This window comes from Paraburkholderia rhizosphaerae, assembly GCF_004366595.1.
In the GTDB taxonomy this organism is placed as follows: domain Bacteria; phylum Pseudomonadota; class Gammaproteobacteria; order Burkholderiales; family Burkholderiaceae; genus Paraburkholderia; species Paraburkholderia rhizosphaerae.
This window is the reverse complement of the sequence record NZ_SORE01000007.1, coordinates 139,042-153,071: the sequence shown is the minus strand read 5'-3', so window position 1 is coordinate 153,071 and position 14,030 is coordinate 139,042. Positions and strand designations below refer to the sequence as shown.

The 14,030-nt window shown below is 62.7% G+C and carries 11 protein-coding genes and 1 pseudogene; 10 read left to right on the top strand and 2 right to left on the bottom strand.

The annotated features are described in order from the left end of the window. Nucleotides 1–46: 46 nt before the first annotated feature. From BX592_RS11465 to BX592_RS11425, 9 genes and pseudogenes are all read left to right on the top strand, one after another. On the top strand, nucleotides 47–733 hold the full coding sequence (locus BX592_RS11465) for a Fe2+-dependent dioxygenase (protein ID WP_134191889.1): 687 nt from the start codon (nucleotides 47–49) through the stop codon (nucleotides 731–733). A 526-nt stretch (nucleotides 734–1,259) separates the two neighbouring features. Further along, nucleotides 1,260–2,624: an EAL domain-containing protein gene (locus tag BX592_RS11460; protein WP_166676337.1), complete on the top strand. Its 1,365-nt coding sequence runs from the start codon at nucleotides 1,260–1,262 to the stop codon at nucleotides 2,622–2,624. Nucleotides 2,625–3,037: 413 nt separating this feature from the next. Continuing rightward, entirely contained in the window at nucleotides 3,038–3,232 is a 195-nt protein-coding gene (locus BX592_RS11455) for a hypothetical protein (RefSeq protein ID WP_243849476.1), read from the top strand. Nucleotides 3,233–3,665: 433 nt separating this feature from the next. After that, nucleotides 3,666–4,121: a (2Fe-2S)-binding protein gene (locus BX592_RS11450; protein ID WP_134191886.1), complete on the top strand. Its 456-nt coding sequence runs from the start codon at nucleotides 3,666–3,668 to the stop codon at nucleotides 4,119–4,121. Nucleotide 4,122: 1 nt separating this feature from the next. Next, nucleotides 4,123–6,357, top strand: a complete 2,235-nt coding sequence (locus tag BX592_RS11445) for a xanthine dehydrogenase family protein molybdopterin-binding subunit (RefSeq protein ID WP_134191885.1) — start codon at nucleotides 4,123–4,125, stop codon at nucleotides 6,355–6,357. A 9-nt stretch (nucleotides 6,358–6,366) separates the two neighbouring features. After that, nucleotides 6,367–7,722: a cytochrome c gene (locus BX592_RS11440; protein ID WP_134191884.1), complete on the top strand. Its 1,356-nt coding sequence runs from the start codon at nucleotides 6,367–6,369 to the stop codon at nucleotides 7,720–7,722. Nucleotides 7,723–7,818: 96 nt separating this feature from the next. Then, a pseudogene (locus BX592_RS11435) lies at nucleotides 7,819–8,062 on the top strand (aldo/keto reductase); the annotation flags it as partial. A gap of 289 nt (nucleotides 8,063–8,351) precedes the next feature. Continuing rightward, nucleotides 8,352–9,197: an oxidoreductase gene (locus BX592_RS11430; RefSeq protein ID WP_134191883.1), complete on the top strand. Its 846-nt coding sequence runs from the start codon at nucleotides 8,352–8,354 to the stop codon at nucleotides 9,195–9,197. 296 nt (nucleotides 9,198–9,493) lie between these two features. Next, nucleotides 9,494–10,147: a peroxiredoxin gene (locus BX592_RS11425; protein ID WP_134191882.1), complete on the top strand. Its 654-nt coding sequence runs from the start codon at nucleotides 9,494–9,496 to the stop codon at nucleotides 10,145–10,147. A gap of 139 nt (nucleotides 10,148–10,286) precedes the next feature. Here BX592_RS11425 and BX592_RS11420 read toward each other — a convergent pair whose 3' ends face one another. Further along, nucleotides 10,287–11,888: an alpha/beta hydrolase family protein gene (locus BX592_RS11420; RefSeq protein WP_134191881.1), complete on the bottom strand. Its 1,602-nt coding sequence runs from the start codon at nucleotides 11,886–11,888 to the stop codon at nucleotides 10,287–10,289. 210 nt (nucleotides 11,889–12,098) lie between these two features. Between BX592_RS11420 and BX592_RS11415 the strand changes: the two genes are divergently transcribed. Then, nucleotides 12,099–12,947 carry an alpha/beta fold hydrolase gene (locus tag BX592_RS11415; protein ID WP_134191880.1) on the top strand — a complete coding sequence of 283 codons (849 nt, stop codon included), beginning with the start codon at nucleotides 12,099–12,101 and terminating at the stop codon, nucleotides 12,945–12,947. Here the strand turns inward: BX592_RS11415 and BX592_RS11410 are convergent. After that, nucleotides 12,937–13,863, bottom strand: coding sequence for a LysR family transcriptional regulator (locus BX592_RS11410; RefSeq protein ID WP_243849474.1), 927 nt, complete (start codon nucleotides 13,861–13,863; stop codon nucleotides 12,937–12,939). The genes BX592_RS11415 and BX592_RS11410 overlap by 11 nt on opposite strands. Nucleotides 13,864–14,030 lie beyond the last annotated feature (167 nt).

The following is a 14,030-nucleotide window of genomic DNA, read 5'->3' as shown; positions in this document are numbered from 1 at the left end:
ACGCGCTTCGCAAGTCGGCGCGCGGTCACGCAGGAAGCTTTAAACGATGATTGTCTCGATCCCCGACGTACTCAGTCCCGCCGACGCCGCCGCGATGCGCGCGCAACTCGAAGCGGCAACCGGCTCCTGGGTCCACGGCCGCGCGACCGCCGGCTATCAGGGCGCGCCCGTCAAACATAATCAGCAGATTGCCGAAGGGTCGCCGATCGCGCTCGAAATGGGCGACCGGATCGTCGCGTCGCTCGAACGCAATCCGCTTTTTATTAGCGCCGTGTTGCCGAACAAGGTGTATCCGCCACTCTTCAATCGGTACGAAGGCGGCATGCATTTCGGAGCGCATGTCGACGGCGCGATCCGGCTCGTGCCGGGCAGCGGCAACCGCGTGCGCACCGATGTATCGATCACGTTGTTTCTGACGCCGCCGGACGAATACGATGGCGGAGAATTGCTGATCGAAGACACGTTTGGCGTGCAGGAAGTGAAGCTGCCGGCCGGCCACGCGATCGTCTATCCGGGCACGAGCCTGCATCAGGTGCGGCCGGTCACGCGCGGCGCGCGAGTGTCGAGCTTCTTCTGGGCGCAAAGCCTCGTACGTGACGACACGCAGCGCGCTCTGCTGTTCGATATGGACAATTCGATTCAGCGGCTGAACGCATCGAACGCCGACGAAACGGCGCGACGCACGCTGGTTGGTTGCTATCACAACCTGTTGCGGATGTGGAGCGACACCTGACTCCCGCGGGCCGGCTGCTAACAGGCGGGAATTGAAGGTTAGTGCGTAACCGGTCCCGCTACACCGCGCGGTGCGTCTACACAGCGCCGCCTTCGCGCGTTAGACTTACGCGTTATAAAAACAATCGAACGCGCAGCAGGAAATCGTACGTCCAACCGTCGATTCATTCGCTCGCGGCGTGTCGATAAAAGATTCCTGCCTGTTTTCCCGCTCCCTCTCATCGCAGCTTACCGGTTACCGGGTAACCGGAGTGAAATGCGGCTTGAATAGCGTCCTTATAATTCGGGGCCTTTAAGGTCCTCGTTTGCGTAGTCTCAGGACGCCAATTGCTCGCCGCTGCGCATACGTTTGCGTCCGGCAATTTGCCGCTCGCATTCCGACGCAAACGCGTTAGTCCGTTGAGCCTGGTCTTTAGAAGCCGGGCCGGCGGGCCATTCCATCCGGAATGAACGACAAGTGCGGCAACACTAACCACACGACTATGCGATCGAGATACATCGGGGTGTTATGGGTCTTGGCTGTCTGCATGTCCGCACAAGCGGCCCATGCGGCAGCGGCCGTTGCGCTGACGCAGTCCGCGTCGACGGCAGCGACCGATCTCGCTGACGGGACCTTTTCAGGCCGCGATTGCGCGGGGCCCGCGGTGGTTCGGTTGCCCGCGCCGCTTGGCGGCATGGGGATGGACCAGGCGCTCAATGTCGATACGCGCGTTGCCTGCCGTTTTACCCATGTGGCAAGCAAGAGCGAAAGCGGTGAGCGAACGTCGACGTCGACATCCAACGATTCCGCCGCGCAGCAGGCCGCTACCGTCATCGTCGCATCCGACGCAAGCGCCGCGCTGAGTCAGAATGCGTCGAGCTCAAGTGGGATGATCGGCGCATCGTTCGTTCAGCCGTCGGCAACGCGTCTGGCGACAACACCTGCCGACGACACGCAACCGATCACCCAACCCGTTAGCCACGACACCGAGTCGGCAGGTCCCGCGATTCCATGGCAGATGCTGATCCGCGTCGGCGTCGCGATCCTGCTTGGCGCGGCGTTGCTGGGCGCGATCATTGCCGGCTTGATGCTGGCGCGTGCGCGCTGGTTCAGCCCGCGCGCGACGCTCGCGCGCGCGGCGCGGCGCGGTTTGCGGCGCAACGAATTTCATCTCGAGTATCAACCCGTGTTCTTCACGCGCACGCAGAAGTGCGTGGGACTGGAAGTGATGCTGCGCTGGCGCAATTCGGTTCATGGCATTCGCGGCGCGGAATGGTACATGGAGCAACTCGATCGCAGCCCGATTGCCGAGCGCATCCTCAACTACGTGTTTGAAACCGCGGCAACCGAACTCGAAGGGCTCAACCAGAGTGAATCCCTGTATTTGATCGTCGATGTGCCGGCGTCGATGCTCGAATCATCCGACTCGATTGCGAAACTGGTCAAGATGGCAGATCGCCTGGCACAAGCGAGTCATGTGGTGTTGCAACTGCCGGTCGACGATGTCGCCGGAGTGATGTCCGCAATCGCAAAGGTGCGCAACGACAAGATTCGCATTGGCGTATCGCATGTGCGCTCGGCGTCGCACAAGCTCGAGTCGCTGGCGCAAGCGGGCTGCGAATTCGTGAAAGTGGATCGCGACGTCATGGGCCTCGAAGAGGGCGCACGCGCGCACCAGCTGCAGGAGCTCGCCAGCGCGGGGCGGCGTTTGAATATGGCGGTGGTCGTCGATGGCGTGGAAGGCGTGAGCCAGTTCCATGCAGTCGGCCGCGCGCATATCGATCTCGCCCAAGGCTTCTATCTCGGCAAGGCAATTACGGCTGCGCGGTTCGCGACGTTCTTCGACGATCAGATGCGCCATCGCAAAGAGGATCTTCCGCCGCGATTCATGCACGCGTTCCACTCTCATTGAGTGGCGAATTCGTATGGCAATTGAAAGAAATGCCATTTATATGCTTTGCCATTGCATAAAGAGCGCCACCCAAAGCACGTCATTTTCCGCGAAGTGAAGGCTCGTCAAGCGAACCCAAAAAGCCGTCCACGCGACGCTAAAAAAGGCTCGTCAATGTCCCCCAAGCCGCTCTGGGAGCGGCTTTGCCGTAACAGTGCGGCACCCTCCGGTCGCTGCGGTTACCGCATAACTTTTGCCCAACCCTAAATGCCGATTGAGTTGCGGCCGATATCCATTGAAGCGAGAACTAGGCATCCAGCAGGAATGGATTCATACGGAACGACCGTGGAATTGACGCAATGGGACTATCAAACTCCGAAAAGCAGCGAAGGTACCGGCAGCGCCATTTGGGCCCGGGAGGAGGGGCCGAGCGGTTGTCTGTGTTCGTCCGGATTTCGACGAAGCGCAATCTCGAACGACTCGCAAGCCACTATGGCAATACGATCACGAACACGGTCGAGAATCTGATCAACGAAAAGACGGTCAGCATTCTGAACGGCCTGAACGAGAGCGAGCAGCACGAGTTCTTCAACGAAGAACCGGTGCACAAGCGGCAAAGCGCAAAGTAACCGTGACGCACCCGTGCGCGTCGCGTCGCGCACATCCGTGCGCCAATCATTCGGGATGCAAAGATTTATCGCGCGTACCCGTATTGGCCGCGCGGAAACACACCACGTAAGCGGCACACTTGAGGGCCTATCTCCGTAGCCTCTGCCGCGGACCGGCGCGACCCACGTCGCGCATGACCCTGAGCCATTCAAATTTTCCTCCTGGCCGATGACGCGTTGCGCGCCTATCATGTGCTAACGACTTCACGCGCATCGCCTGTCCGCATCGCACGACGTTTCGCGAAACGATCCGTTCGAATCGGCAAACCGCGGCCGCTGCGCCGATAGAAGATCCACCTGTTCGATGTCGGCAGCGCCGCGCGGAGCGGCGCGATGTCGACGCACGCATCACCGGAACTCCACACAACGCGCTTGACCAAACGCGGGAGCAACGATGTTCACTATCAACATCAACGGACAAGACCAACAAGTCGACGCGACGCCTGAAATGCCGCTGCTATGGGTGCTGCGCGATCTCGTCGGCCTGACCGGCACGAAGTTCGGCTGTGGCATCGCGCAATGCGGCGCGTGTACCGTGCATCTCGACGGCCAGCCGATCCGCTCGTGCGTGACGCCGATCGCCGCCGTCGGCCAGCGCAAGGTGACGACGATCGAAGCGATCGGCGACACGCCCGCCGGCCGCAAAGTGCAGCAGGCCTGGCTGGATCTCGATGTCGTGCAATGCGGCTACTGCCAGTCCGGCCAGATCATGTCGGCAGCGGCACTGCTTGCCGCGCATCCCACGCCGAGCGATGCGGACATTGACGTCGCGATGGCGGGCAACATCTGCCGCTGCGGCACCTACGTGCGCATTCGCGCGGCGATCAAACAAGCGGCGAAGGGCGCATGACATGCGTAACGCGCCGCACAGCGTGGAGCGCGCTTTCAGCCGGCGGGATTTCCTGCGCGCCGGATTGAGTGTCGGTATCGCGGCGAGCGGCGGGCTGCTGCTTGGCGTGAGTTTCAACGCGCGCAGCGATGGCAACCCGCCGCGGGCCAGCGTGATCTCGGGCGACGGTTCGCTGCACGTGCCGCCCGATGAATTCGCACCGAACGCGTTTATCCGCATCGATCCGGACGGGACGGTCGCGCTCGTCGTGTCGAAGGTCGAGATGGGGCAGGGCGTGTACACCGCGATCCCGATGCTGATTGCCGAAGAGCTCGAAGTGCCGCTCGATCGCGTGAAACTCGAGCACGCGCCACCCGACGCGAAACTGTACGCGGACCCGCTGCTCGGCCAGCAGGCCACCGGCGGCTCCCTGTCGATTCGCGCGACATGGGAGCCGATGCGGCGCGCCGGCGCCGCTGCGCGCACGCTGCTGGTCCGTGCGGCGGCGCAGGAGTGGCAGGTCGAGCCGGATAGCTGCGTCGCGCGCAACGCGGTCGTCACGCATACCGCGAGCGGGCGCACGCTTGGCTATGGCGAACTCGCATCGCGCGCGGCCGCGTTGCCGGTCGATGCGGACCTGATGAAAACCGTCGCGCTGAAAAAGCCGCAGGCATTCACGCTGATCGGCACGCCGCATAAACGCCTCGATTCGCCTGAAAAGGTGAACGGCGTCGCGCGCTTCGGCATCGATGTCCGCGAGCCCGGCATGCGGGTCGCGATGGTCGTCAACTGCCCGGTGATCGGCGGCAAGCTCGCGCGGGTCGACGATCGCGTCGCGCTTGCGCAGCCGGGCGTGCGGCAGATCGTGAAGCTCGATCGTGCGGTCGCGGTCGTCGCCGACCATACATGGGCCGCGAAGCGCGGCGCAAGCGCGCTGGTGATCGATTGGGACGAAGGCGCGAATGCGCAACTGACGACCGCCATTTTGTTCGACGATTTACGCCGCGCAGCGGAGCACCAGGGCGCGGTCGCGCGCAACGACGGCGACGTCGACGCGGGTTTGAAAAACGCCGCGCAGAAGCTCGATGCGGTTTATCAGCAGCCGTTCCTTGCGCACGCAACCATGGAGCCGATGAACTGCACCGTTCATGTGACGGCCGATCAATGCGAGATCTGGATCGGCACGCAGGTGCCGACACGCGTGGTCGATGTCGCGGTAAAGGCAACCGGGCTGCCGCCCGAAAAAGTCATCGTGCACAACTTTCTGATCGGCGGCGGCTTCGGCCGCCGGCTCGAAGCGGATGTCGCCGCGCAGGCGGTGGCCATCGGCAAGCAGGTGGACGGCCCGCTGAAGGTGATGTGGAGCCGCGAGGAAGACATTCAGCACGATATGTTCCGTCCGTGCTACTACGATCGTCTGTCCGCCGGGCTCGATTCGAACGGCAAGCCGGTCGCGTGGACACACCGGATCACCGGCTCGTCGATCGTCGCACGCTGGTATCCGCAATGGTTTCAGAAAGGCATCGATCCCGACGTGATCGAAGTGGCGGCGATGCTGCCGTATGAAATCCATGCACAGCGGATCGACTATGTGCGTCAGGAACCGCGCGGCGTGCCGACCGCATTCTGGCGCGGCGTGGGCCCGACGCGCGGCGCATTCGTCGTCGAGAGCTTTATCGACGAGCTTGCGCTTCAGGCAAAAGCCGATCCGGTCGAGTACCGTCGCGCGCTGCTCGGAAAAGCGCCGCGCGCACGCAACGTGCTGGATGTCGCGGCGCGCACCGCCGGTTGGGGCACCACGCTGCCAAAAGGCAAAGGGCGCGGGATAGCGGTGATGAACGCATTCGGCAGCTTCTTTTCGATGGTCGCCGAGGTCGACGTGAAAGATGGCGACGTGCGCGTCGAGCGGATCGTCTGCGCGGTCGATTGCGGGCACGTCGTGAATCCGGACACCATTCGGGCGCAAATCGAGGGCGGCGCGATCTTCGGCATCACCGCGACGCTGTGGGGCGAGATTACGCTGAAGGACGGCCGCGTCGAACAGACCAACTTCACCGACTATCGCGTGATGCGGATCAACGAGGCGCCGCGCATCGAAACGATCATTGTCAAGAGTGACGAAGATCCCGGCGGCATCGGCGAACCGGGCACGTCGGCGGTCATTCCGGCGCTGACCAATGCGATTTTCGCGGCGACCGGCACGCGTGTGCGGCGGTTGCCGGTCGGCGATCAGTTGCGTTCCGGCCAGACGGCATAGGGAGGCAGCATGACGATAGTCGGATGGAGTTTGCGCCTTTACTGCCGGTGGCCGCGCGCACTGCGCGTGCGTGCACGCCGCGTTCGCTTGTATACATCGCACGCCGCGGCGGCGCTGGCCGCATTGACGGCCGGCGCATCAAGCGCTTACGCCGCCGGGCCAGGCGCCGATGCGGCGCTCGTCGCGCGCGGCGAATACCTCGCCAAGGCTGGCGACTGTGTCGCGTGCCACTCCGCTCCGCGCGGCAAGCCGTTTGCCGGTGGCCTGCCGATGACGACGCCGATGGGCCGGATCTATTCGACCAACATTACGCCTGACCCGGACACCGGCATCGGCCGCTACACCGAAGCCGATTTCGCGCGCGCGGTGCGCGAAGGCGTCGCGCCGGACGGTCGCGCGTTGTACCCGGCGATGCCTTACCCGTCGTACGCGAAGATCAGTGACGTCGACATGAAAGCGCTCTACGCGTACTTCATGCATGGCGTGACGCCGGTCAAGCAGGCGAACCGCGCGACGGACATTCCATGGCCGCTCAACATGCGCTGGCCGCTGAAACTGTGGAATGTCGTGTTTCTCGACAGCACGCGCTATCGGCCGAAAATGGACAAGGACGCGCAGTGGAACCGCGGCGCGTACCTCGTGCAGGGTCTGGGCCATTGCGGGGCTTGCCATACGCCACGTGGCTTTGCGTTTCAGGAGCAGGCGCTCGACGAAAGCGGGCGTGCGTTTCTCACCGGCGCGCCGCTTGAAAACTGGTTTGCGTCCAACCTGACGGGCAACCACAACACGGGCCTCGGGCGCTGGAGCGAGGACGACCTGAACACGTTCCTGCGGACCGGCGCGAACGCGCACGCAACCGCATTCGGTTCGATGACCGACGTGATCAACAACAGCACGCAAATGCTGAGCGATGCGGACACGCGTGCTATCGCACGCTATATCAAGTCGCTGCCGGGCGGTCGCGACAACGATGGGTCGCCGTACATGCGTCACCCCGACGGCGAAAAGATGATGCTGACCGCGCTGCCCGGCAAGCCGGGCGCACACACCTATGCGACCTACTGCATGCATTGCCATGGCGCGGGTGGACGCGGCGCGGCGCCGTGGCTCGCACCGCTTGCGGGCAACCCGAACGTGCTCGAACCCGATCCGGTCTCGCTGATCAATGTGACACTGAACGGCACCGGGCCGCTGGTTATTGGTGGCGTTCCAGCGCCTTACCCGATGCCGACGTATCACCAGATACTGACCGATCAGCAGATCGCGGACGTGCTGACTTTCGTGCGCAACAACTGGAACAATCAGGCGCCGGCGGTCAGCGCGCAGGCGGTAGCAAAAGTCCGCCACGCGACGCGCGCGCCGTAATCGGCCGCCGCATGAAAACCCTTTGAAGCAAAGCTATCGTCACGCCGGGTTTCGTCGCGCTACGCTAGCCGTTTTGCGCGTACGATGCCAGCCGGCGGGGAAGCGGATCGTGCAGTCGTCGAAGCGGTGGCCGTGGTCGCGCAGGCGCGCGGCGTGCCGCGTGCGCAGATTGCGCATGCGTGGGTCGCGCGCAAGCAGGGCGTCACTGCGCCGATCATCGGTGCGTCGAAGCCGCATCACCTGACCGACGCGATTGCGGCGCTGTCTCGAACTGACGCAGGACGAGATTGCCGCACTCGAAGCGCCGTATGTGCCGCACAACGTGGTGGGGCCGAACTGATCGGCTGACCAGACTCCGTGCGCGCGAAACACGCGATGCGCTTCAAACATCAGACGAACGAACGCGGCGCGCATCGCGCGCTGCGCAAAGACCGCTGGAACTCGCGGCTGCCTGCGCTGCAAAACGCTCGTTATCATGCTGACCAATTAGCAACCATAGGTTGAAAATCATTCAAGCTACATCGCTCTAGTTTGAAGATCGGTGCACGCCTACTATTCGTGTCACCAGCTTCGTGTCACCCGGCAGCAGTACCGAAAGCATGAAGCCCTAACCTTCAAAGGAGCGAATCATGTCACAAGCAAATGCAGGCAAGGTGTGGTTTATCACGGGCGCATCGCGCGGTTTTGGCGCATTGATCGCGCGCGACGCGCTGCAGCGGGGCGACCGTGTCGTCGCGACGGCGCGCAATCCGCAGGCGGTGCTGGATCAACTCGGCGATCATCCGAACCTGCTGGCCGTCAAGCTCGACGTCACCAGTGAAGCTGACGCGGCCGCGGCGGTCGAAGCTGCAGTCGCACGCTTTTCGCGGATCGACGTGCTGCTGAACAACGCCGGCTATGGGCTGCTCGGCGCGGTCGAAGAGGCGAGCGACAGTGAAGTCAAATCGGTGTTCAACACCAACGTGTTCGGTCTGCTCACAGTCACGCGCGCGGTGCTTCCGCAAATGCGCAAGCAGCGTAGCGGCCACGTCATCAATATCTCGTCGATCGGCGGCTATTCCGCGTATCAGGGTTGGGGTGTGTATGGCGCGACCAAATTCGCGGTCGAAGGCCTGACTGAAGCGCTCGCCGCCGAACTTGCGCCGCTCGGCGTGCGCGCGACGGTGGTCGAGCCGGGCTTTTTCCGTACCGACTTCCTGAACGATAACTCGCTGGTATCGACGAAGCAGCACATTGCGGACTATGCGGAAACGGTGGGTGTCACGCGCGATGTCGCCGCGGGCGCGAATCACGCACAGCCGGGCGATCCGCGCAAACTGTCGGCGGCCATGCTCACGCTTGCCGATAGTACGAATCCGCCGGTGCGCTTGCCGCTTGGCTCTGACACCGTCGCGAGAATCAACGCGAAAAATCGCCTGGTCGAAAGCGAGCTTGAAACGTGGCACGCGCTTGCGGTTTCAACGGACTTTGCGTGAAAGGCGGGTGAGGTGAGGGCTTAGGCGCGACACGTCATCGTGCGTGGCCCTCGTTAGGCGGTGCAGCATCATTCAAACCACATCGAATGATGCGCACCGCCTCGTTGCATTGCGGCAATCCATTTCGTCGGAAGTGACGGCTATTGCCGACGCTCACGAACGATAAATTTCCGCACAAACACCGCACTGCGCGTGAAACGGTCGCCTGTTCGCTGACTACAATTCAAGCAGCCTCATTCGCCGTTCGCGTCCACGGCCGAAGCACCCTTGACGCGCCTAACCATGGAGACTGCCAAATGTCGATTCGTCTAGGAGAAGAAGCGCCCGATTTCACTGCCGAGACCACCGAAGGGACGATCCGGTTTCACGACTGGATAGGCGACAAATGGGCGATCCTGTTTTCCCATCCGAAGGATTTCACCCCTGTCTGCACGACCGAACTGGGCTACATGGCTGGCCTCAAGTCCGAGTTTGACAAACGCAACACGAAAATTATCGGTCTGAGCATCGACCCGGTGACCGATCACGAGAAATGGGTGAAAGATATCGAGGAAACCCAGGGCCATGCGGTCAACTACCCGTTGATCGGCGACTCGGATCTGAGCGTTGCCAAGCTATACGACATGATTCATCCGAACGCGAGCGGCGGCACGCGTACCGCGGCCGACAACGCGACGGTACGTTCGGTGTTCCTGATCGGACCGGACAAGAAGGTGAAAGCGATGCTGGTGTACCCGATGAGCGCGGGCCGCAATTTCGACGAAGTGATGCGCCTGCTCGATTCGCTGCAACTCAACGCAAAGCATGCTGTTGCGACGCCGGTGAACTGGAAGCCGGGCGACGATGTGATCATTCCAACGTCGGTATCGGATGCGGACGCCAACAAGAAATATCCGCAAGGCTTCAAGACGTTGAAGCCGTATTTGCGCTATGTTGCGCAGCCCAAGTAACACGCTGCGCCTGGCGTTCGCGAGTGAAGCGCGCCGTCGACGCGATCCGGCTTCGATCCAATAAGGATCGAATCGGCGGCACGCGTCGCAAGCGCGATGAGTCCATCCACTGACTTACGCGCTTGCGGCGCCAGCACGCTTACCTGAAGCTCTGAAAGAAGCTGCGCGCGCCGATCACACAGAACGGCGCCGCGAGCGTATGCACGTCCTCGGCGAGTTCCAGCGCTGCGCCCGGCGAATTGCCCAATTGCGCGGCTTCGCTTGCGCGCGCCGCAACGAACCCGGCCTGCAGCGCAGCAAACGGACCGGACGGCGCCGCGGTGCCCGGGTCCACATCGATCACGTTAAGCTTCGACGCCGGCACGCCTTCCTGCTGGAAGAACTGCGCGGCGATCTGCGTATTGAAGAAGTACACAAGGCTGTCCGAATGCGCGCCGCACATTTGCAGCGGCACATCAGGCTTGAAATCGAGCAGGTCGTTACGCAGCGCATCCTGACGCAGGCCGGTGGTCGGCGTGCAGTTCGCGATATGTTGACCGGTCGTCGCATTACTGCACGGATTGGCGGCAACATCGGCGGCAAGTTGCTCGCGGAAATTCGTGCTCAGGAAGAAGTTCTGCGGTGCAAAGCCAGCCTGCACGACCACTTTGGTGTCGGGGTTCGACAAATCGGGCGGCGGCATCGAACCGGTTTGAAACAGCGCGTTTTGCGGGATCACATTCTGCGCGAACAGCGTGTTTTGCGGCACCGTTCCGGGGAAGAGGCCAGGTGCGCTCGCCGCGTATTGCGTAGCGAACGTATCGGTCGGCTGCCGATAGATATTGCCGTACGACTGCTGCCAGCTATTGACCACCAGATCGAACAGCAGCGGCGCAAGCGCGCTCGGCGCACCGTCGATTTCCCGGTCGATCAGATCCGATAGCGCATACGGGCCACTGCCTGTCGCCGCGGCTATCGGATGAAACTCGAGCGGCAAACGTTGCATCGCGCGCAGCGTGGCCATCGCAACATATCCGCCCTGCGAGTATCCAGTTATAAACAGTTTTCCAAGCACACTGTCGCGCAGCACGACCGGAAGCGAAAGCCGCGCGGCGCGCAGCGCGTCGATCATATCCGCGGATTGCTGGTCGGCGTCCAGGAACGGCGCGTAGTTCAGCGATGAGCCGGCATAGCCCGCGTAGTTCGGTATGACGACCGTCATGCCTTGTGCGGCGAAGATCGCCGCCGAACTGAGGCCTTCGTTTTGTCCGTTGATGTCGCCAGTCAGGCTCGAAAGGTCATAATTCCTGTCGACGGACGTGCCGTGCGCGATCAGCACGACGGAGTGTGTGTCCGAGCAGCCGGCGCCTGAACCGGATGGCACCATCACCGCGGTGGCGGCGGTCGTCGGCTCGTGGCGGCCGCCGATGGTGTTATAGCCGACCGAATAGATGCTGACCGTGCACTTCGGCGTGCCGGCCAGTTGCAGCAGCGCGGGCGATGCCTGTTGCAGCAGCGTGGTGAACTGGGCGGGCGTCAGGGTTTGTTTCTTCACCGGGCGTCCGGTCGGCAAGCCGCGCAACGGAATGTCAGGCAACCCGAAAGCCGCGCTAGCCGTGCGCGCGCTCGCAGGTGCGCTCGCGGGTGGATTTGCGGTTGCATTCGCGCTCGCGGGTGCGGTCATCTGTGCGCACGCGCCGGCTGCGCCAAACAACGCGGCGACCGCCACACCGGCCCTGATCATTGTATAAAGTCGTCTCATCGATGATTTCTCCGGTTAGAAACGTATTCGCTCATCGCGTCCGTACGCAGATCTCGTTGCCCGCCGTCGGCCGATGAACACGACAAACGCACTGCCATAACACCGGCCGCGAGCGCGGAATTCCGCAGTCGCGCAAAGAAGTCGAAGACACAACCAGACGCGAGCAGTGCGAAAGCGTCGAACCGATCGGACAACAGGGAGGCAGACAGCATGGAGTCATTCGACGACGATCTCGAGCAATTCGGCCGGGTCGGCGCACCGCCGTTACCGGCGAGCGGGCGCGCAGGCCATGTCGAACACGATGGCGCGCAGATCTGGTATGCGGCTTACGGCGAGCATGCGGACCGCTTGCATGACGTGCGTCGCGCGCCCGTCGTGCTCCTGCACGGCGGCCTTGGTCATAGCGGCAACTGGGGGCACCAGGTGCCGGCGCTGCTGGCCGCGGGCCATGATGTGATCACCATCGACAGCCGCGGACACGGCCGCAGCACACGCGATGCACGTCCGTATAGCTACGAATTGATGGCATCGGACGTGCACGCGGTGCTCGACGAATTGGAGGTCGAGCGCGCTGCATTCGTCGGGTGGAGTGACGGCGCGTGCACCGCGTTGATTTTCGCGAGACAAGCGCCTGGGCGCGTCGCCGGCGTGTTGTTCTTCGGCTGCAATATGGACCCGAGCGGTGCGCAGCCATTCGAAGCGACACCGGTAATCGAGCGGTGCTTCTCACGGCACGTTAAGGACTATGCGCAGCTATCCGCCACGCCGTCGAAGTTCGATGAGTTTGTGCAGGCGGTCAGCACGATGCAGAAAACGCAGCCGGAGTGGAGTGCACGGGAACTCGCGGAGGTTCGTGTGCCGGTCACGATCGTGCACAGCGAGCACGACGAGTTCATCAGGCGTGAGCACGCGGAATATCTTTCGCGCAGCATTCCCGGTGCGCGATGGCTGCTATTGGATGGAGTCAGTCACTTCGCGCCATTGCAGCGGCCTGAGCAATTCAATCGCGCGATACAGGCGTTTTTGACGCAACTGGATGCGGCCCAACTCAAGTCCTGACCACGCCATCCTTCTGCAGATGATCGACGAGAATGCGCGCCGGCATCGGCAGCGTGTCGAAGTCGCGCGCGATGATCATCAGCGGCCGCAACGACCATGGCTCTTCGAGCTCGACGACGCGAATGCCGGCCGACTCCAGGTAGGGCAGCACACTGCCCTCCGGCAGCACGCCGATGCCGAGCCCCGCGCCGACCATATTGCGCACGCCTTCGAAGCTCGTTACCTCGATGCGCACGCGCAAGCGCCGCCCGGCGCGCTCGGCGGCCGCGCGACACAGCTTCGGAATCGACGTGCCGTAGGGCATGCTGACGAAGTCGTCGTCCAGTGTTTCGTCGAACGCGATTTGTGTGCGATCGGCGAGGCGGTGCGCGCGCGGCACGATCAGCACCAGTTTGTCGAGCCGGTACGGCCGGACCGGCAAACCGCCGAGCGTATCGCGCGTGGCCGCGCAAATGCCTAGGTCCGCGATGCCGCTGGTGATCGCCTGCACGACTTCGTCACTGGTTTTCTCGACCATATCGATGCGCACTTGCGGATTGACGCGCAAGAAAGAATGCAGCGCGGCGGGCAGATACAACACCATCGCAGTGAAGTTCACATAGATGCGCGCATGACCGCGCAGACCTTGTGAGTACTCGGACAGTTCGTCGGAGATCTGCTGCAAGTGTTCGATCAGGCGCTTCGCGTGGTGGTAGAGCGCTTCACCGGCGGGCGTCGGCTGCACCCCTCGGCTATGCCGGTACAAAAGCGGTGTGCCGGCTTCGACTTCAAGATCCGACACACGCTTGCTGACTGCCGACGCGACCAGATGCATTCTGCCCGACGCCGCCGCGATGCTGCCTTCTTCGATCACCGCGACAAAGATCCGCAACGACTCGATGTCGAAGCGCAGCGGATGGCTTCCGGTCACACGCATGATTTCCTCTTCGTATCCGGGTTTTCCCTGGGGAAACGGGCTTCTCATCGCAACGACCGCTGTGCGCGACCCATCGCCGATCCATCACGATTCGCGATGCCTGCTATGAACAATCAGAAATTCTCAAACCGTCGCGTCACCCGCATTCTATAGCGCATATCAGACCG